This window comes from Mangrovibacterium marinum, from assembly GCF_003046625.1.
Lineage (GTDB): Bacteria > Bacteroidota > Bacteroidia > Bacteroidales > Prolixibacteraceae > Mangrovibacterium > Mangrovibacterium marinum.
This window is the reverse complement of sequence record NZ_QAAD01000001.1, coordinates 102881-121881: the sequence shown is the minus strand read 5'-3', so window position 1 is coordinate 121881 and position 19001 is coordinate 102881. Positions and strand designations below refer to the sequence as shown.

Below are 19001 nucleotides of genomic sequence, written 5' to 3'. Positions count from 1 at the left end.
GTTTGATTGGGACAACGATGGGTATCTGCCGAAGTTTAAAGCAGTGGTCGGAGTGGAGACCCGGCCAGCTTGGTGCTTTGTTATGTTCGTTAGGTTTTGCATCGTTGATCGTTCAGTTTTATTGGTTTCTGTTTGTGCTTCCGGATTAGCGGTAAAGCACATTGCAAATGTCGCAGAAATGGCCGTTTGTCAGCTGTAATTTTGTACACAATTGACTGGACAAACTGGTTTTTTTGCTGGAAATAGTGGTTGTACGGCCGATTTTGCGGTTTTTGTTGGATTTATTGCACGTCTTGTTTTCGATGAAAGCTGGTCCGGGTGACGTGGTTTCCAAACCGTATCGGGCATGCCTTTGAATTGCGATTCAGCTTGAATTTGACGCAAACACTCGGTTTGTAGCAATCTTGTGTTGACGGGCGTTGCCAAAATCGCGGCTGCTTTTTGCTTCTACTTTTGATCAACAAACATCATTTGTCCTACCCGGCGTTTTTTCACTTTTGTAGTGACACAAAAACGAAACAAACCGGGCAGCGGGCTTCCAATCTCTCTTCGTTGATGGAGCGTCTTCCTTGCTCGTTGATGCTAATGTGGCACGATAACCCGACAACTTCTGAAAACAACGACAACAGCCTGGTCGAAAATCCTAAGCTTTCATCCCCACCTGCCCCTCGATTGAGCGCTAGCGGTAACGAGGGGCAAGTTGTCTTGAGTTTTTAACTCACTTCACAGCGTGGTTTGAACCTTCACAAACCCTTTTCCTCCGGCATAATCCCGCGCCGAGCTGTAAAGATAGTCTTCCGCCCGGAAAACAATTAAAGCACAAACCCGATTCTCATGAGTATAATTAATCCGTTGGTCAATCAATATTGAATCATCCAACAAAATAGCAGGGTTTGTTTCCTGCCAGAATTTGTGTGTTTTCACCCGGTTATCAAACTTGCCCGCATACCGGAAACGGTACAAGATCCCTGTCTGCCGCCAGGCAGGCACTCTTTTCTGCTTTCCGTTTCTTTCTCAATCATTCTCAAAATTGCTTTTGCCGTGAACTTTTTAAAATCCCGGATAATGTCACTGATTCTGTAGTTTTCCTTTGCCCGACATACCAGATGGATATGGTTTGACATCAGGCACCAGGCAAATACCTCCAGACCCTTATTCTCGATGCAATGTGTTCGTCTAATGTCGTTACAAACGACAGCCAATTTACCCCTCGTCACCGCTAAAGCTAAGACGAGGGGGAGGTGGAGCGTTTCCCTTACTCGGTGATGCTGTTTTGGACAACAACTTGATAACTTTTGAAAACAAGACAACCCGACAACTTCTGAAAACAACGACAACAGCCTGGTCGAAAATCCTAAACTTTCATCCCTGTTGGAGATTCCCGCCGAATCAGGCCTGTTTCTTCTGAAATTCGGAGGGGGTTTCCCCAAAGTGTTTCTTGAATTGTTTGCTGAAATAATTGGCATCGCTGAAGCCAACTTCAAAAGCCACTTCACTTACCGTGACGGAAGAATCAGACAACAGCTTTCCGGCTTTTTTCATGCGGATAATCCGGACAAAGTCCTTGGGTGAATAACCGGAAATTCCTTTCATCTTTTTATAAAAGACCGTGCGCCCAAAACTGAAATGCGGAAGCAGGTTGTCGATCGAGAATTCCGGATCAGTCATCTGTTCCTCAATCAAAGCAATCACTTTGTTCATGAACTCCTGGTCGGCGGTTGAGGGGCTGAGCTCTTTGGGCTCGGCATTCACATCGCGGCTGAAACGTTCGCGAAGCTGTTTGCGCTGTCGCAGGATGTTCTCAACCCGCTTTCGCAGGTAGATCATGTTGAACGGCTTGGTAATGTAATCGTCGGCACCGGTTTCAATACCTTCAATTTTATGCTCTTCCAACGATTTTGCCGTTAGCAGAATTATGGGGATGTGACTGGTGTGAAACTCGCTTTTCAGCACCGAGGTTAGTTCAATACCATCCATTTCGGGCATCATGATATCGCAGATGATCAACTGCGGATCTTCCTTTCGGGCTATCTCTACGCCTATTTTTCCGTTTTCGGCTTGCAAAACATGAAAATATTGTCCCAGTTGGGTGGCCAGCCAGCTGCGTAGGTCGGGATTGTCCTCAACTACCAAAATGGTTTGCTTTTTCACCATTCTCCGGTTGTCGGTGGTTTCCGGCGGTTCTGGTATTGCGGGTTCTTCATGCTCGATAAACTGGGTGGTGTAGGCTAAGTCGTGTGTGTGCGCACTTGGTGCCTCGGTGGGCACGTAGGGCAGGCTGACGGTGAAGCAGCTTCCTTTACCAAAGGTACTTTCAACACGAATCTCGCCATTCATCAATTCAACCAGCTCTTTGGTGAGCGACAGGCCTATTCCGGTGCTCGATTCATCTTTCCACTTCGAGCGCCGGCCAAAGGTAAAACGCTCAAACAGGTGGGGCATGTCTTGCTCGCGTATGCCTTCGCCCTCGTCGGTAACCGACAAGGCAACGGTTTGTTGGCTGGTGTCAACGACCAGTTGTAAGTGTACGGCTTGCTGTTCGGCGGTATGTTTAAAAGCGTTGGATAACAGGTTGAAAACAATTTTTTCCAGCGATTTGTAGTTCATGCTGGCATCCAGGCGGTCTGCATTGCTGACAAACGAAAAGTTAATTTGCTTTTTGTCGGCAACGGTCTGGAAGGCCTGTACAATTTCTTCCAGAAAATAGACCAGGTTTCCGGGACTGATTTCATTGTCCATGAAGCCTTTCTGAATTTTCCGGAAATCCATTAGTTGCTCAATCAATTCCAGCAGGCGCCGTGTATTGCGTTTCACCATTCGTAAGGATCCCGACACGTTGGGTGGCAGGTTCCGGCTGGCCAGCAAATCTTCAACCGGACCCAAAATCAGGGCTAAAGGTGTTTTAAACTCGTGCGAGATGCTGGTGTAGAACTTCAGTTTATCGTCGGCCAGTTGCTTTTCAAATTCAACTTCGTGTTTCAGCTTGATACGCTCCAGGGTGATCCGCCGGATTAGCACGAACAGCCCCGAGGCAAGTAACAGGTACAGCAGGTAGGCCCAGCCGGTTCGCCAGGGCGGCGGGCTGATGGTAAAGGGTAGTTGCAGTTCGGGGTTTACCCACAAACCATCGCTGTTGCTGGCTCTGAGCCGGAAGATGTAGCTTCCCGGTTGCAGCTCCCGGTAGATGGCTTTGTTTAGGTTGCCGTTTTTATTCCATCCCCGCTCGTAGTTTTCCAGTTTAAACTCGTACTGAATTTTCGATGGCGCTTTATAGTCGAGTGCTGCAAAGCCGAAACTGATGAAGTTTTGCTTGTATCGGAGCTTAATGGGCTTTTGGGGATGCTTGAGCTGCCGGCGTGCCTGACTCAACAGCTCCCGGTTGGTTTGGTTGTTCACCTGCAGGTCGGTTAGCACGACCGGCACCTGGCGTTCCTGTTTTTTGATTTGCCCGGGTTGAAACCACAGAAAACCCGACAGGTGACCAAAGAGAATGTAGTTGCTGCGGGTACAGATTCCTGTGCTTTCGGAAAAAGCGTTCTCCGGCAGCCCGTCCGACTCGTAAAAATTTTCAATGGACCGGTTTTGCGTGTTTATTTTTGCCAGCCCGAAGTCGGTGGACACCCACAAGTTCCGATCCTGATCTTCAACAAATCCTAAAACCAGGTCGCTCGACAGGCCATCCTGTTTTTTGATTTGCTCAAAATCGAACCGACGGTCCTGGTGCAGCCCCGTATAGCGGTTGATGCCTCCTCCGTAGGTTCCCACCCAAATAGTGTGCTGCGAATCTTCAAACAGGCAGATGATGTCGTTATAGGAAAGACTTGACGGTCGGTTTTCCTGAAAGATGGGGATGAAGCGTTTGTTGTCCGATTCCTGGTAGTTGGCACTCACAAAGTTGAGCCCGTTGGCTGTGCCAATCCACATATTGTGCTGGCTGTCTTCCAGGAAACAGCGCACCCGGTTGTCGGTGATGGAGAAACGGTCGTCGCTGTTTTGCAGGTAGCGCAGAATTTGTTGATTTTTGGTCATCGCGTGGCGGATGATGTTGATGCCGCCGTGGTAGCTGCCCACCCACATCTGTCCTTTCGAGTCCAGATGAAGGTCGAAAACATCGTTGTAGGAAATGCTGTTCTCGCCCGAGTTTTTGGCATAGCGCACAAGCTCGGGATTTAGCCGGCGGTGTTGCCCGTCTGTCGGAAGTCCTTTCAGTACAACAATTCCGTTTCCTTTGGTGCCAATCCAAATATTCCGTTGCCGATCTTCCTCAAAACAATAAATCCCGGCAGTGATCTGTTCATCAGCCAGAAAATCATTTAGCTTGAAAAGTAGCTCCATCTGTTGGTTGTACACCAGAATGTCGCCCCGCTTGTTGCCCGTCCAGATCCAATGGCGGCTGTCCTCGAACAGGGCTCTCACCTCCGTCTGAAAATTGGAGTTGGCGCTGAGGGTGTTGTCGTTGTTGTGAAAATTATTTTTTTGAAGATTAATCTTATTCAGGCCTCGTTTGTAAGTTCCTACCCATAAATTGCCCGATCGATCGCCAAAGAGTGACAAAACCAGGTTGGATGATAGGCTTCCCGGGTTGTTTTCCTGATGCAAAAACTGCTCGAAGTGTTCCGTTTCGCGGTTAAAGCGGGAAATGCCTCCGCCGTAAATTCCTACCCACAGGTTTTTGTTTTGGTCTTCAACAAAAATTTGTTTTTCGCCCTCTACGATCGATTGGCGAATGTCGGGCGAAAGTTCAAAATGAGTGAACTGCATGGTCGCGGGTTGAAAACGAATAACTCCCCGCAGGTTCGACACCAGCCAAAGGTCGCCCTCCTGATCCTGGTAACAGGAGCTGATGTAGTTGGTGATTAGTCCGCTGTTGCGGGCCGTAAGATGATGGATTGCACCGCTTGCCGGGTCGTATTGCACAAGCCCGTTGCGGGTGCCGCCATAGATCAGTCCGTTGCGGCTCTGCTCAATGAAACAAAACTGGTTGAAAGCGTTGTTGTTGTTGTTGCTTTTCCACAGCAGCTTCTCTTGGCCCTGGCTTAAGGCAATAAACTCACCGTCCCGGCATCCCAACCAGCAGCTGTCGCCTCGGTCGAGAATTGTACATACATCCAAGGCGTTGTCGGTCAGGTAATATTGTGCCGAATCGCGGGTCTCCGGGGCCATACGGTCATTCGCCAGGTGACATAACCCGGCCGATGTGCCAATCCACAAGCCACCGTCGGTGGCCTTTTTGCAAAAATTGACCTCGTCAGAAGGCAGCAGGTTCGACTGGTTAAACCAGCTCCATTGGAAGTCCGATGTGTTTTCCGACGAGATGATGCGCAGGCAGCCGCGATTCTCCAGGTACAGCCACACCACCCCCGGCGAACTTTCATAAATCGCTTCAACGGTGATCTTGTTAAAGGTGTCGGACAAGGCTGCCGGTAAGTTGACAAATTCTTCGCTTCGCGGATCGTAACGGTGAGCCTGGTCATCGTAGGTGGTTAGCCAGATGTAGCCGGCGCCATCCTGAAACATATCCCGTATTTTATTATTGCTGATGGAGGCTGCATTGTTCGGATTGTAATAGAAATTCTGAAAGCTCTGGCCATCGTATCGACTTAAGCCGTTGAGCGTGCCAAACCACAGGTAGCCGTCGCGGTCCTGAATGATGGAGCGCACGGAATTGTTGGCCAGGCCTTCCTCAATGTTCAAATGATCGAAGGTCGAAGGCTCCTGGGCAGAGCCCCATCGTGCAAGGCAGCATAATATGACAAGCAGTACAATTTTCACTCGGGCAGGTTGATTAGCACCTGCTAAAATAAGATATAATCTTGAAAAAGATGAGCTAGCGTTGCGAATGTTGCTGTTGGTAGGGGATTTCGAGGCTGTATTTGCGGGCCACCAAACTAATATAAAAAAGCTGGAAAGCATGATAAATCATCACCGGAACCAAAAAGAGGCTCCCCAGCGTGCTTCCGGCAAAGAGCACCCCCACCATCACCGATCCGTGTACCAGCGATTTTTTCGACCCGCAAAACAAAACGGTAATGCGGTCTTCACGGTCGAAGTGCATCAGCCCGGTGAGCCATTTGGTTCCTTCAAAAACCACAAAGAATAGGGCAATCACGCCGCCCGAGAGGACCAACAGCGCCGACGCCGGTATGCTGCTGAAAATACCATTGGTGAACGAGTCGCTAAAACTGCGGTAAACAATGGCCAAAATAACCGACTTGTCGAATAAACTGATTCGTTGTTTGTGCCGGTTGGCCCAGCTGCCCCAATAGCGGTGCATGAAAAGCCCGATGGTCACGGGAATCAGAATCTGAATGACCAAATCACGAATCACTTCACTGAAGGCAAAGGCTTCGGCTTGCTGATCCAGAAAAATGCCCATCCAGGCAGGCGTCAGCAGGATGCCAATTACACCCGAGATGCTGGCGTTAAAGATAGCGCTGGGGATATTGCCGCCGGCAATCGATACCATCACCACCGACGAGGATACCGTGCTGGGCAAAGCTGCCAGAAAGAACACGGCCAGCCATAAAATTTCCTGTTCGCTTTCTTTAAAAAACGGATAAAACACCAACAGTAACAGTGGAAATACCAGGAAGGTAATTAGCTGAATGAGCAGGTGTAACCGCCAGTTGCTCAGGTCTTTTTTTAGATTTTCGGGGCTCAGTTTCAAGCCATAGAAAAAGAAAAGTAAGCCAATGCCCCCTTTGATGAGCAGCGAAAGCTCGATAAAACTACCCTCGTGTCCGATTCCCGGAATAAGCCGGGCAAGTAAAATCATCAGCAGGATGCCGCTGATAAAGCCATCGGGCATAAAACGTTTAATAGGAGAAGGAATCCTCATGGTTTTGAATATAATGCTGCAAAGATGGCAATTTTACCGGAATAAGGATGCCGTTTTGCCGGAAGCTTCGGCGCCGAAAAAGCCGGTTCGCAAAAGCGCTTTGTTCGAACGCACTGCACAACCGGACGGAGTGATGCCGGATAATTGCTGAAAAACAGTCCTCCGAAGGGTTACCTTTTTGTGTTTTACGGAATATATTATTGATGTATCTGACAGAATTGTATTTTAATCATTCAGGTTTTTGAGTGAATATACCGAATCGCAGACAAAGTAGCTATTCGGTTCTCTTAATTTAAAAGCATCGTTAATTATGGATAAGAAAATAGTTCGAACATTATTGTTCTGTGTTGTTTGTCTGTTCCTGTTTTGCATATTTGGGAAAGAAGTTGGCCGAGTCTTGAAAAATTATGAAGGGAAGAAAACGGCAACAGAACAGGTTGACGCCGCTAAAGTTAAAGAATGAAGGCATCTTCTTTTAAATTTTAATAAGTTGACTTATGTTGAAATTTGGAATACGCGATTTGACACTGTTCTTTTGGGGCTGTTTAATATCGGTATGCTCTTTCCTGTTCATATTTCTGATTGAGTATGCTCAGGAGACTTACATTTTTAATTGCAATATCACATTTTGGGCTATCGTGCGGGCCATTGGATATTGTTTGTCTGTCGCCCTGTTGGAAGAATTTCTTTTTCGTTTTCTGTTTCTAAAGAAGTGGATCATGAATAAGGCGAAGCCGTTCGATCGACGTGTTGTCTATCTGGGCGTGGGAAGTTCATTATTGTTTGGTTTTCTGCATCTTAATTTGGATGAATTTCCTGCTATGCAGATAAATATGGCGTTAAGTGGTGCGTCTCTTTTTTTTGCTGCTTATGTTTTTAGGTCGTTAGGAATTGCCGTGGGCATGCATTTTTCGTGGAATATTATTCAGGGGGTGATCTTCCCATTTGAAGGCAGTGGCTCTAATCTGGATCGTTTATTTGTGTTTCGCGATGCCAGTATGCGAGTCTTCCCGGAAGCGAGTCAACTTTACTTTGTACCGTTTTTCGTGGAGCTTATTTTGATTTCGGGATTATGGTGGAAAACGCGAACATAATTAAAACAGCTGGGCGCATGAATTCTGAAAGTCAATCCAAGAGTGCAGGCTGGGGGCGTTGTCTCTTGTTTGCTGTTGCCTTTTTCGTTTTTGTAGGCCTTTCAGAAGCAATCGGAATGCTACTGGTTGATGCACCGTTCGACATGAAGGTTCCGTTAAGTGAAAATCAACGTTTAATAATTCGGATATTTTCGGTGTGCGGACTTCTGTTGCAAATGGTTGTTTTTTCCCGATTTATAGATCAGGAACCGTTTCGGGTATTTGGATTTAACAGTCGCTTTTCCAAGTCCGAATTTTTTTACGCTATGGTTGCTGTCCTGATGATTTTTACTGTCGGATTTAGTTCGTTGTACGTAACCGGACAGCTTACTATTGGCGGCATTAACTGGCGGAACGATTCTATCTTGCAGTCGGTTCTGTTTTTTCTGTTGGTAGCTTTTGAGGAAGAACTCCTGTTCCGAGGCTATTTGTTGAAAAATCTCTTACAATCGACGACGGAGCCGGTGGCACTGGTAGTTTCTTCTATCACATTTGCTCTCCTGCATTTGATGAACCCGAACATTGATTGGATTGGTTTTGTGAATCTTGTTTTAGCCGGTTTGTTTTTGGGCATCGCATGGTTGTATCGGCGTAACTTGTGGTTACCGGTCACCATTCATTTCTTCTGGAATTTCATTCAGACTCATCTGGGCTTCGAAGTGAGTGGTAATCCAAATTATTCAATTCTTGTTACCGCCGTACCTTCCCAGTCAATCTGGAACGGTGGCAAATTTGGGTTTGAAGGCTCCATAATCTGTGTCGTGTTGCAGTTGCTTACTGTCGTTCTGTTTTGGATGTTATACCGCAAACGAAAAGCTTCGGAACTTAAATTCGTCAATTTACCGCAGTAGTTTGACGCTTCTTCCAAGAAAAGTTCAGAATCATGTAACGTCCGCGGCTTTTGCTCGTCCTATGTACATGTAGATGTCCTTAACAGGTCGTAGGTCATCCAGGTTACCATAGTCAAAAACGTAGCTTACGCCAAAAAATCGGCAGTTCATCGAAATAGTTCTGCAAAACGGTGGCGGAATCGTCAACTTTGAAAACAGAAACAGAAAAACAAACAAACCATGATTAAACTGAACGATATTCACAAATCGTACGCGATGGGAAGCAGCAAACTGCATGTTTTAAAAGGCATTGACCTGGACATCCATCAAGGCGAATTTGTTTCCATCATGGGCTCCTCCGGCTCCGGAAAATCAACCCTCTTGAATATTTTAGGCATTCTGGACAATTACGACCAGGGAAGTTACCATTTGGGAGGTAAGCTGATTTCGAATATGAGCGAGAAAAAGGCGGCCCGGCTTCGCAACGAAATGGTGGGCTTTGTTTTTCAGTCGTTTAATTTAATTTCTTTTAAAAATGCCATGGAAAATGTGGCTTTGCCGCTTTATTATAAAGGGGTGAATCGGAAGAAACGCAACCTTATGGCCATGGAGTATCTGGATCGTTTGGGCCTGAAAGACTGGGCGGCGCACATGCCCAACGAACTGTCGGGTGGGCAAAAGCAACGTGTGGCCATTGCCCGGGCGCTGATCTCGCAGCCCAAAATATTGCTGGCCGACGAGCCAACCGGTGCCCTGGATACGACAACATCCTACGAGGTGATGGCCATCCTCCAGGAGATTAACCAGGCCGGAATAACGGTGATCATCGTGACCCACGAGCACGATATTGCCTCGATGACCAAGAAGGTTGTTCGTCTCAAAGATGGCCTGATTGATGAAGTGATCGTAAACGGTGAGCTGGCGGATTTTAGCAGTCAGTATGCCCGGGAAATTCAATCCGTTTAATACCAGAATGATGTTCGACCTCGACAAATGGCAAGAAATTCTTGCCACCATCCGGAAAAATAAAATGCGCACTTTCCTAACCGGCTTCTCGGTTGCCTGGGGGATTTTTATGCTGATGATTTTGCTGGGCTCCGGAAATGGACTGAGCAACGGGGTGGCCAGTAATTTTATGAGCGACGCGGTAAATGCGATGTGGATTTGGAGTGGAGAGACAACGGTTCCCTACCAGGGGCTGAAATCCGGACGACCGATCCGGTTCCATAACGACGACTACGAGCAGCTGAAAAATATGCCCGGCGTGAAAACCGTTTCGGGGCGTTTTTTTATGGGCAATACCCGCTACGCTTACGGCAAAGAGTCGGGCGAATATACCACGGTGACCTGCCATCCCGAACTGAATGATGTGGATCAGAATGTGATGCTTGAAGGGCGCTACATTAACCAAATTGATATTGAGCAGCGGCGTAAGGTTGTTGTGCTGGGTAAAGATATTCGCGATGCCTTGTTTAAGGATCAACCGGCGTTGGGCGAGTATGTGAAAATCAATAACGTTCCGTTTCGGGTGGTCGGCGTTTGTATGGAGCCCGAGTCGACCCGCAACCGCAATGCGTTTATGCCGGTGACCACCGCGCAAACGGTTTTTAACGGCTCCAACCGATTGCATAACTTCGCGCTAACCATCGACGGGGAAACCCTGGCCGAAAGCCAATCGATTGAAGAAAATATTCGCCGGATGTTGGCCAAGAAACATCGCTTTGCCGAAACCGACGACGGTGCACTGGGCATGTATAACCAGCTTGAAAACTACATCCAAACCATGCGGATTTTTCAGGCCATCAAAATATTTATCTGGATTATTGGCATCGGTACGCTCATTGCCGGCATTGTTGGTGTGAGCAACATCATGCTGATTGTGGTAAAAGAGCGTACCAAGGAAATCGGAATCCGCAAAGCGATCGGAGCCAGTCCCGCCTCGGTGGTTGGCCTGATTTTGCTAGAGTCGATCCTGATTACAACGGTGGCCGGTTATATTGGGCTGGTACTTGGCTCGGGCCTCATGGAATTGGTGAACCTGGCCATGATGCAGTCGCCCGGGGGGGAAGCACAGCAAGGAGGAACGCTGTTTCTGAATCCAACGGTCGACTTTGGAGTGGCGGTGTCGGCAACAGTGCTGCTGATTATTTCGGGCACCATTGCGGGCTATATTCCCGCCAAGCGGGCTGCCAGTATTAAACCCATTGTGGCGTTGAGGGATGAGTAGCCCCTCCCAACCCTCCCCGGGGGGAGGGCTAAAAAACTTTGTTCAACCTTTTTCGCGTTACAAAATGAAAACAATTAATCATTCAGAAACAATTAATCACCCCTCCACCGGAGGGGCTAGGGGGAGGCTCTATGTTTGACCTTGACCTGTGGAAAGAAATATTAAGTGCCCTGAAACAAAATCGGATGCGCAGCTTTATGACGGCCTTTGGGGTGTTCTGGGGAATCTTTATGCTTGTCATTATGTCGGGGGCCGGCCGGGCGCTGCAAAATGGCGTGCTCGACGGGGTGCGGGCCTTTGCTACCAATTCGGCATTCTTCTGGACCGAGCGAACCAGCGTTCCGTACGAGGGTTTTCAACGCGGCCGCCGCTGGAATTACGACAACCAGGATTTGGAATACATCCGCAGCAATGTGGCCGAAATCGAATATCTGTCGCCCCGCTTATTCGGCTGGCAGCAGGATGGCGACAATACTGTTCGAGGCGAGCGAACCGGTGTTTTCAACATCTATGGCGACTATCCCGACTACTTTAAAATTGATCAGTGGACCACCCTCAAGGGGCGGTTGATGAATGAGATTGATGTGATGCAGAAACGCAAAGTGTGTTTTATTGGCGAGCGGGTGGTCGAAACCATGTTCGACAAGGATGAAGACCCGATTGGGCAATACCTGAAGCTTAGCGGGGTGTATTTTCAGGTCGTGGGGGTTATTCATCCCGAAACACGCATCAACATAGGCGGCGGTAAAAAGGAAGAAACCATCATTATTCCTTTTACCACCATGCAAACGGCTTATAACTACGGCAATATCATCCACTTTTTTTCTGTTACTGCACGCAAAGGGTATAGTGTGAGTAGCTTACAGGAGAAACTGAAGAAGATTCTGAAGGAACGTCATCAGATTGCGCCCGACGATTTACAGGCTGTCGGCTCGTTTAATATTGAAGCCCAGTTCATCAAATTCGGGAAGTTATTTACCGGGATTCAGGTGTTAACCTGGATTGTTGGTGTGGGAACGCTCTTTGCCGGTATTATTGGTGTGAGCAATATCATGCTGATCATTATCAAGGAACGAACACAGGAAATAGGCATTCAGCGGGCCATCGGCGCCACGCCGGGTAAAATTATGACCCACATTGTTGCCGAGAGTGTCTTCTTAACCTTAATGGCCGGCTATATCGGGCTTTCACTGGGGGTGTTTATTTTGGCCATGCTGAACAAATTCCTGGAGTCGCAGGGTGACGAACTGTTTTTCCGAAACCCGCAAATCGACCTGCGGATGGCCCTGTCGGCACTGGCAATTTTGGTCATCTCCGGCGTTTTTGCCGGACTCATTCCCGCCAAACGAGCCATCAGCATTAAGCCCATCGATGCTTTGCGCGATGAAGGGTAGGAGAGCAACCAGCAACCAGCAACCAGCAACCAGAAACCAGTACCCAGAAACGAGTAACCAGTAACCAGAAACAGAAAACAATAAAAACCAGATAAAATGAAAAAGCTTTTTAAAATTTTAGGAATTATCGTTGTGGTAGCCATCTTCGCCGGCACGCTGTATTTCCTGTATACCAAGTCGAAAACGCCTGAGGATGTTTTCGAGAACAAGTCGCCTTTTATTGCCAATGTGATTAAAAAGACGGTGGCAACCGGTTCGGTTGTTCCGCGTCAGGAAATTGAGATTAAACCGCAGATCTCGGGCATCATCGACGAGCTGTTTGTCGAGGCCGGCGACTTTGTCAGCAAAGAACAGGTGATTGCCCGCATCAAAATCATCCCCGATATGGTAACCCTGAATGCTGCGGAGTCGCGCCTGAACCGGGCAAAAATTAACTTGGAAGATGCCAAGATCGATTTCGATCGTCAGCAGAAGCTGTTCGACAAGGAGGTCATCTCGTATCAGGACTACAAAGATTCGAAAGTGGCTTACGACTCGGCCAAGGAAGAGCTTACAGCAGCGGAGAACAACCTGGAGCTGGTGAAAAACGGCGTGCTGAAAAAGGCACAAACAGCGAGTAACACCCTGGTGCGGTCAACTATCGACGGCATGGTGCTCGATGTTCCGGTGAAGGTGGGCAATTCGGTGATTCAATCGAACACCTTTAACGACGGAACCACTATTGCCATGGTTGCCAATATGCAGGATATGATTTTTGAGGGCAAGGTTGATGAAACCGAAGTGGGTAAAATTGAGGTGGGAATGCCCATCGAATTGGAAATCGGAGCCATTGAGAAAGATAAGTTTGCTGCCACCCTCGAGTATATTTCACCCAAAGGGGTCGAGGAAAACGGCGCAATTCAGTTTGAGATTAAAGCCGATGTCCAGCAGAAGGGCGATCGCTTTATCCGGGCAGGCTACAGTGCCAATGCCAACATCGTGCTCGATCGAAAAGATAGTGTCATGGTCATTCCCGAGGGGATGCTTAAGTTCGAAAATGATTCGGCTTATGTTGAGGTGCTGAAAAATGTGGAAGAGAATACCTACGAAAAGCGCAAAGTGCAAACCGGCCTTTCCGATGGAATTAACATCGAGATTGTGGAAGGTTTGTCGAAGGATGACAAGGTAAAAGGAGATAAAATAGATCCGAAGAAGCCGAAAGAACAGGAGAAAGCTCAAGGCTAAAAAATGCGGATTCGCAACGAGGCTGCTTTAACCGGACCATTCACCCGGGGTGGAGTAGGGGAGCCGGGCTTTTTGATGGATAACTTTAAAAAGGGTCAATCCAGATAAATCGTTAACTTTGTGCAACATGAATAAAATCAATATGAAGATTATAAAACTCGTAATTATTGCCGTCATTTTCGCGGCTGCACCATCGTTAAAGGCGCAGCAAAACTGGAACTTACAGCAATGTATTGATTACGCCCTGGAAAACAATATTCAGGTTAAGCAACAACAAATAAATGCCGATTATTACGCCAACGAGTTCAAGCAAGCCAAAAATAACCGGCTGCCGAGCCTGAGCAGTAGCTTGTCGAACAGTTTTAGCTATGGCCGCTCCTTGCAGTCGGACGGAACTTACGATAACTTTAATTCGAATGCCACGCAGCTGGGCTTAAATGCCAGCATTCCGTTGTGGCGCGGCTTTCAAATTGGTAACAGCGTGCAACGGGCCAATTTTTCGATGCAGGCACGCTTGCAGGACTTGCAAAAAGCCAAGGATGACCTGAAACTGAATATTGCCGCCGCTTATCTCGAGATCTTGCTCGATGATGAACTGATTCAGGTGGCCCGCGATCAGATGGCGGTGACTACCCAGCAGGTGGAGCGCACCAAGCAATTGGTCGATGCCGGCAGCCTGGCCAAAGGCAGCTTGCTGGAGATTGAAGCGCAGCTGGCCAACGAAGAACTGAACCTGGTGCAAGCCGAAAACAGCCAGCAGTTGGCCTACTTAAATTTATACCAGATGCTGGAACTGTCGGCTACCGAAAGCTTCAAAGTTGAAAAGCCCCTGTTGCCGGTGGTGTCGGCTAACAACTCGCTAATCAATTCGATGGAAGTGTTTCGCAACGCTGTGAATTTCCGCCCCGAGGTAAAAAGTGCCGAGTTCGATTTGCAGGCCTCGCAGAAAAGCGTATCCATCGCGAAGGGACAGTTTTATCCTTCCCTCAGTTTGGGCGGTAGCTATTCAAACTGGTACAATAATAAATATGCACTCGACTTTAACGATCAAATCAAGAATAACGAAAGTTATGGATTTGGGCTGAGCATGAACATTCCAATCTTCAGTAAACTGCAAGTGCGTACCGATGTGAACAATGCCAAGCTCGAGGTGCTGACCAAAGAACTGGATGTGCAGGCGGTGAAAAATAACCTGCGCAAGGAAATTGAACAAGCTTATACCAATGCCGTAGCGGCCCTAAAAAAATATATGGCCAGCAATAAAGCTGTGGAATCCATGCAGGAAGCCTTCCGCTACACCGAAGAGAAATTCAACGTGGGGATGGTGACCTCGGTGGAATATAACCAGGCTAAAAACAACCTGACCAAAGCGCAAAGTGATCTGGCACAAGCCAAGTACGATTATATTTTCCGAACCAAGATCCTCGATTTCTACAATGGCATTCCAATAAGCCTTTAAGCGGGAATCCGGTTTTAATTAAACAGAAAGCTCCGTTCTGCAAGCAGGACGGAGCTTTCTCTTTAGTAAAATAATGGGTTAAACCATACCGCCAGACAGTTGAAGAGGTTTTGAATGTAACCATTTTAAAACACAATTCAGTTGATAATCGTTATAATTGTCTTGTACATCGATTAATCTTTCGACCTGACGGGATTAACCAATGTGAATTGCCGCATCAGGGATTCAGCGGGCATTATCTATTTATAGTAATGCTTTAGCGAGTCCATCAGGTTCGAGATCTCGGCGAAGGGCTTGTCGCCATGATTTTGGTAAACCTCATCGTGAAACACATCAATCTCCTCCAGAACCGGCAAGACCTTTTTCCACTTATTCTCGCTGATAGCAGCAAAAAACAGGGTGTTTTCATCCGCAATTCGCTTGATCGACTGGTTTAAAACCTGTTTGCCTTGCTCGGTAAGTAACAGCAGTTTGGCCCGTTTATCCGATTCGTCCTGCTTTTCATCCAGTAAGCCATTGTTCTTCAGTCGCCGGATTGTATCCATGCCGGTGGTGTATTCCAAATGATAAGTATTGATGAGATCCGTTTTTTTCGCTTTTTCCATCTGATCGATGGACTGGAGAAATAGAAATTCGAGGCGAGTGTTTATAATGAGGTCTTTCAGGGCCTTGCGGGTGTAAAATTCATGATAACGAGCCATGCGGGAAATAATTTCCAGAAAACGGGCTTTTTCATTCAACTCCAGCAAAAAGGAACTTGAAGCCCCATTATGGGGGATCTTTTTTTTCGGTACAACTTTCTGATTGATTTTTGGCTCTTCTTCCAATCGATCGCTCATCCAGCGCGAAAATCCAAGCAAATCCAGATGTTCTTCTGCCTGCTCGTATTCTTCGAATAAATCAATCAGCTGTTTAAAAAGTGCGTATTTACTTTTCATCCACTAAAATTTGTGTGAAAATACAAAAATATTACTTACATTTACATCGGATGCGATTCGTTTAGGTCGTATCCGTTCTATGTGTGCAATGCGTTGCCTCTGAAAGCGACCTAAATAAGCACACAGCAAAAGTAGGAATGATTAAGAACCTGATAGTACATAAGGCGTTGATTCGGAACGGGCATTACCTGATGCTCCGCACACCCGATTTGTGTCCCTTGGTGTTCCGAGATCAGGGTGACGGTAAAATTTTGGCCTCGCAGCAACATTGGCTATCCCTTGTTGCCATGCGGACTACGAAAGGTTTACTTCTTAAAGCCAGAAGTCATTCTGACTTCAGCATTTCCCGGTTGTTCAGGTAATCCGCCTAACAACCCTTATCAGCTTGTTTCTTTTCGTTTAATAATAATTAATCTTTTACACTTATGGATAACCAAATTACACTTACGGAATTGGATTATGCCCGTTTGAGCCAACTTACGCTTTCGGAAAGGAAGTTTCAAATTGTTGAACTCAGGAACTTATCCTTCTTACGGGCCGTGATTAACCGGGCTTCGAAAGTTGAATCCAATGCGATAGCTCCGGATTATGTTACGATGAATTCAAAGGTAGAAGTTCTTGACCCGGATACAAAGAAGGTTATGACAGTTCAGTTGGTTTACCCCGAAGAGGCGAACCTGAAGAATGGCAAAATTAGTGTGCTTTCGCCCATGGGAAGCGCACTGCTGGGCTATAAAGTGGGAGATACAATCTCCTTTCATGTTCCAAAAGGAATTAAGGCAATGAATATCAAAAGCATTTTATATCAACCCGAGTCGCAGGGAGAGTATACCGTGTAAACGACGGATTATTCTTTACAATATGTCTTGTCTTTATTAATCTTAAAAATTTAGAATCATGGCAAAAGGTAATTTGAAAGAACCGAAAAAAAGTTTGAAAGAACGAAAGCTTGAAAAAAGGCTAAAGAAGGAGGAAGAAAAAGTTGTCAAACGCAAAGGAAGATAGAGCCGATGCTGGTATCAATTGTTGATTTTAACAAAATCATGCCGCTAGTGAATACCATCGAACCCGCTTATTCATCGCGTTCGGCATGCATTCAGCTGGTCAAAAAGAAGCTACTTTCGGCTCAAGTTGTCCATCCCGATGAAATGCCGTCCAACATTATTACGATGAACTCGGTTGTGACACTGAGGCAGACAGCCCCGATACTTACCTACAGCATCAGACTGGTTTATCCCACGTTTGACAATGTCCGTGAAAACAGGATTTCGCTGTTCTCGGCATTAGGCGTTGCTATTTTCTTAGGGAAGATTGGCGAGGAACTGACTTACACAAACTGGAAAGGCGAAAAACGGATTCAAATCCTCGACATTCCCTTCCAGCCGGAAGCCAATGGTAATTATGTTTCTGCCAAAACCTATGGAATGGATAACTCTCCGTTACTGTTTTAATACAAATTCATCTTCCCGGAGGCATCTGTAGTCTCCGGGAAGTTGGCTATTGGGCTATTTCGATTGGTGTTGAAATTACCCCGTGAGAAGAGATAAAACGTGCTAAATCACCTTCAGTTCTTTACCTACCTTGATGAAGGCATCAACCGCTTTCGAAATTTGCTCGGGGGTATGCGCTGCCGAGAGCTGAACGCGGATGCGGGCTTTTCCTTTGGGCACAACCGGGTAAACAAAGCCAATCACGTAAATACCTTCTTTCAGCAGCATATCGGCAAATTTTACGGCTAAAGGAGCATCGTACAGCATCACCGGAACGATGGCCGTTTCGCCTTTTACCAGGTCGAAGCCGGCAGCTTCCATCTTGCTGCGGAAATCGTTGGCATTGGCCATGGTGCGGTTTTGCAGTTCTGAAGAGCTGGTTAGCATTTCCAACACCTTCAGGGTGGCGCCAACGGTTGCCGGAGCCAGGGTGTTGGAGAATAAATACGGACGCGAACGCTGGCGCAACATCTCAATAATTTCTTTGCGGCCTGAGGTACAACCACCGTTGCCGCCACCCAGGGCCTTGCCAAAGGTTGTGGTAATGATGTCGATCTTGCCCAGCAGGCCAAAATGCTCGGCCGTACCGCGGCCTGTGGCACCAATGTAGCCCGAGGCGTGCGAGTCGTCAACCATCACCAGAGCATCGTATTGCTCACACAGTTCAACAATCTCGGGGAGCTTGCAAAGGTCGCCGTCCATCGAGAAAACACCGTCGGTTACCACAATGCGGTATTTGGCCGATTGGGCATCTTTCAGGCATTGCTCCAGCTCGGCCATATTGGAGTGTTTGTAGCGGAAACGTTGCGCTTTGCACAAACGCACCCCATCGATGATGGAAGCGTGGTTCAGCTCATCCGAGATGATGGCCGAATCCGGGCCCAAGAGCGGCTCAAACACACCACCGTTGGCATCGAAGGCGGCACAATACAAGATCGTATCCTCTGTTCCCAAAAATTCCGATGTTTTTTGCTCCAATTCCTTATGGATGGCTTGTGTACCACAGATAAAACGTACCGACGATAAGCCGAAGCCCCAGTCGTTCATGATGTTTTGTGCGGCTTTAACCACTTCGGGGTGGTTGGCCAGCCCCAGGTAGTTGTTGGCGCAGAAGTTTAACACCTCTTCGCCACCACCAACGCTGATGTTTGCACTTTGTGAGGAACTGATAATCCGTTCAGCTTTATAAAGTCCTTGTTTCTTAAGTTCTTCAAGCTCTTGTTGAAGATCCTGTTTGATTTTTCCGTACATGCCTTTCTTTTGATTTATTTTGTACCAAAAATAAGGCTCTGTCGGCAAATAAAAGGTGATAAATGCCATTTAATAACACGTACTGTTGAATTTCTATGGCGTGAAGAAAAGAGAGATCATGCCTCCCAGGATTCTCTGGCTATTGGAGGGGCGTCGCAGTCGCGGTTTTGAGTAGTCAGTTCCGGCTCCCGGGCATCCTGCAAATCAAAAATAGGAA

Annotated in this window: 15 protein-coding genes; 10 read left to right on the top strand and 5 right to left on the bottom strand. The window is 47.2% G+C overall.

All coding sequences use genetic code 11. The features are described 5' to 3' along the window. Positions 1-920: 920 nt before the first annotated feature. The 3 genes from C8N47_RS19075 to C8N47_RS00455 are packed head-to-tail and all read right to left on the bottom strand — an operon-like array spanning position 921 to position 6838. Positions 921-1466: a transposase gene (locus C8N47_RS19075; RefSeq protein ID WP_107820548.1), complete on the bottom strand. Its 546-nt coding sequence runs from the start codon at positions 1464-1466 to the stop codon at positions 921-923. After that, on the bottom strand, positions 1390-5772 hold the full coding sequence (locus C8N47_RS00460; protein ID WP_170111247.1) for a hybrid sensor histidine kinase/response regulator transcription factor: 4383 nt from the start codon (positions 5770-5772) through the stop codon (positions 1390-1392). Before C8N47_RS00460 ends, C8N47_RS19075 begins: the two co-directional genes overlap by 77 nt. Positions 5773-5827: 55 nt before the next feature. Then, positions 5828-6838, bottom strand: a complete 1011-nt coding sequence (locus C8N47_RS00455; RefSeq protein ID WP_107820804.1) for a bile acid:sodium symporter family protein — start codon at positions 6836-6838, stop codon at positions 5828-5830. Positions 6839-7148: 310 nt separating this feature from the next. On the opposite strand from C8N47_RS00455, the gene C8N47_RS18725 reads away from it, so the two are divergent. From C8N47_RS18725 to C8N47_RS00420, 8 genes are all read left to right on the top strand, one after another. Continuing rightward, the gene (locus C8N47_RS18725) at positions 7149-7301 is read left to right on the top strand and encodes a hypothetical protein (protein ID WP_170111246.1); all 153 of its coding nucleotides are present in this window, start codon (positions 7149-7151) and stop codon (positions 7299-7301) included. Between the two features lie 34 nt (positions 7302-7335). Next, complete coding sequence (locus tag C8N47_RS00450; protein ID WP_107820546.1) at positions 7336-7932, top strand: CPBP family intramembrane glutamic endopeptidase; 597 nt, start codon at positions 7336-7338, stop codon at positions 7930-7932. Next, entirely contained in the window at positions 7911-8822 is a 912-nt protein-coding gene (locus C8N47_RS00445) for a CPBP family intramembrane glutamic endopeptidase (protein WP_107820545.1), read from the top strand. Before C8N47_RS00450 ends, C8N47_RS00445 begins: the two co-directional genes overlap by 22 nt. A gap of 219 nt (positions 8823-9041) precedes the next feature. Next, a complete protein-coding gene (locus tag C8N47_RS00440) occupies positions 9042-9767 on the top strand; it encodes an ABC transporter ATP-binding protein (protein WP_107820544.1) in 726 nt (241 codons plus the stop codon). Between the two features lie 7 nt (positions 9768-9774). Then, complete coding sequence (locus C8N47_RS00435; RefSeq protein ID WP_245915641.1) at positions 9775-11028, top strand: ABC transporter permease; 1254 nt, start codon at positions 9775-9777, stop codon at positions 11026-11028. Between the two features lie 185 nt (positions 11029-11213). Beyond that, positions 11214-12422 (top strand): ABC transporter permease, encoded by a 1209-nt coding sequence (locus C8N47_RS00430; protein ID WP_245915640.1) that lies wholly within the window; start codon positions 11214-11216, stop codon positions 12420-12422. A gap of 96 nt (positions 12423-12518) precedes the next feature. Continuing rightward, on the top strand, positions 12519-13646 hold the full coding sequence (locus tag C8N47_RS00425) for an efflux RND transporter periplasmic adaptor subunit (RefSeq protein WP_107820542.1): 1128 nt from the start codon (positions 12519-12521) through the stop codon (positions 13644-13646). A gap of 142 nt (positions 13647-13788) precedes the next feature. Next, positions 13789-15105: a TolC family protein gene (locus tag C8N47_RS00420; protein WP_170111245.1), complete on the top strand. Its 1317-nt coding sequence runs from the start codon at positions 13789-13791 to the stop codon at positions 15103-15105. A gap of 239 nt (positions 15106-15344) precedes the next feature. Here the strand turns inward: C8N47_RS00420 and C8N47_RS00415 are convergent, their stop codons facing one another. Beyond that, positions 15345-16043, bottom strand: coding sequence for a MarR family winged helix-turn-helix transcriptional regulator (locus C8N47_RS00415; protein WP_107820540.1), 699 nt, complete (start codon positions 16041-16043; stop codon positions 15345-15347). Between the two features lie 425 nt (positions 16044-16468). Here C8N47_RS00415 and C8N47_RS00410 point away from each other — a divergent pair, with 425 nt between their 5' ends. Then, a complete protein-coding gene (locus tag C8N47_RS00410; protein WP_107820539.1) occupies positions 16469-16882 on the top strand; it encodes a GreA/GreB family elongation factor in 414 nt (137 codons plus the stop codon). 204 nt (positions 16883-17086) lie between these two features. Beyond that, a complete protein-coding gene (locus tag C8N47_RS00405) occupies positions 17087-17494 on the top strand; it encodes a GreA/GreB family elongation factor (RefSeq protein ID WP_170111244.1) in 408 nt (135 codons plus the stop codon). A 102-nt stretch (positions 17495-17596) separates the two neighbouring features. On the opposite strand, the gene kbl is transcribed toward C8N47_RS00405, so the two are convergent. Beyond that, complete coding sequence (gene kbl, locus C8N47_RS00400; protein WP_107820802.1) at positions 17597-18784, bottom strand: glycine C-acetyltransferase; 1188 nt, start codon at positions 18782-18784, stop codon at positions 17597-17599. Positions 18785-19001 lie beyond the last annotated feature (217 nt).

Coding starts and splice junctions, on each gene's coding strand:
- C8N47_RS00435 (WP_245915641.1), top strand. CDS start 9,775: ATGATGTTCGACCTCGACAAATGGCAAGAAATTCTTGCCACCATCCGG.
- C8N47_RS00410 (WP_107820539.1), top strand. CDS start 16,469: ATGGATAACCAAATTACACTTACGGAATTGGATTATGCCCGTTTGAGC.
- C8N47_RS00420 (WP_170111245.1), top strand. CDS start 13,789: ATGAAGATTATAAAACTCGTAATTATTGCCGTCATTTTCGCGGCTGCA.
- C8N47_RS00425 (WP_107820542.1), top strand. CDS start 12,519: ATGAAAAAGCTTTTTAAAATTTTAGGAATTATCGTTGTGGTAGCCATC.
- C8N47_RS00430 (WP_245915640.1), top strand. CDS start 11,214: ATGCGCAGCTTTATGACGGCCTTTGGGGTGTTCTGGGGAATCTTTATG.
- C8N47_RS00440 (WP_107820544.1), top strand. CDS start 9,042: ATGATTAAACTGAACGATATTCACAAATCGTACGCGATGGGAAGCAGC.
- C8N47_RS00455 (WP_107820804.1), bottom strand. CDS start 6,838: ATGAGGATTCCTTCTCCTATTAAACGTTTTATGCCCGATGGCTTTATC.
- kbl (WP_107820802.1), bottom strand. CDS start 18,784: ATGTACGGAAAAATCAAACAGGATCTTCAACAAGAGCTTGAAGAACTT.
- C8N47_RS00405 (WP_170111244.1), top strand. CDS start 17,087: ATGCCGCTAGTGAATACCATCGAACCCGCTTATTCATCGCGTTCGGCA.
- C8N47_RS00445 (WP_107820545.1), top strand. CDS start 7,911: ATGGTGGAAAACGCGAACATAATTAAAACAGCTGGGCGCATGAATTCT.
- C8N47_RS18725 (WP_170111246.1), top strand. CDS start 7,149: ATGGATAAGAAAATAGTTCGAACATTATTGTTCTGTGTTGTTTGTCTG.
- C8N47_RS00415 (WP_107820540.1), bottom strand. CDS start 16,043: ATGAAAAGTAAATACGCACTTTTTAAACAGCTGATTGATTTATTCGAA.
- C8N47_RS19075 (WP_107820548.1), bottom strand. CDS start 1,466: ATGCCAATTATTTCAGCAAACAATTCAAGAAACACTTTGGGGAAACCC.
- C8N47_RS00450 (WP_107820546.1), top strand. CDS start 7,336: ATGTTGAAATTTGGAATACGCGATTTGACACTGTTCTTTTGGGGCTGT.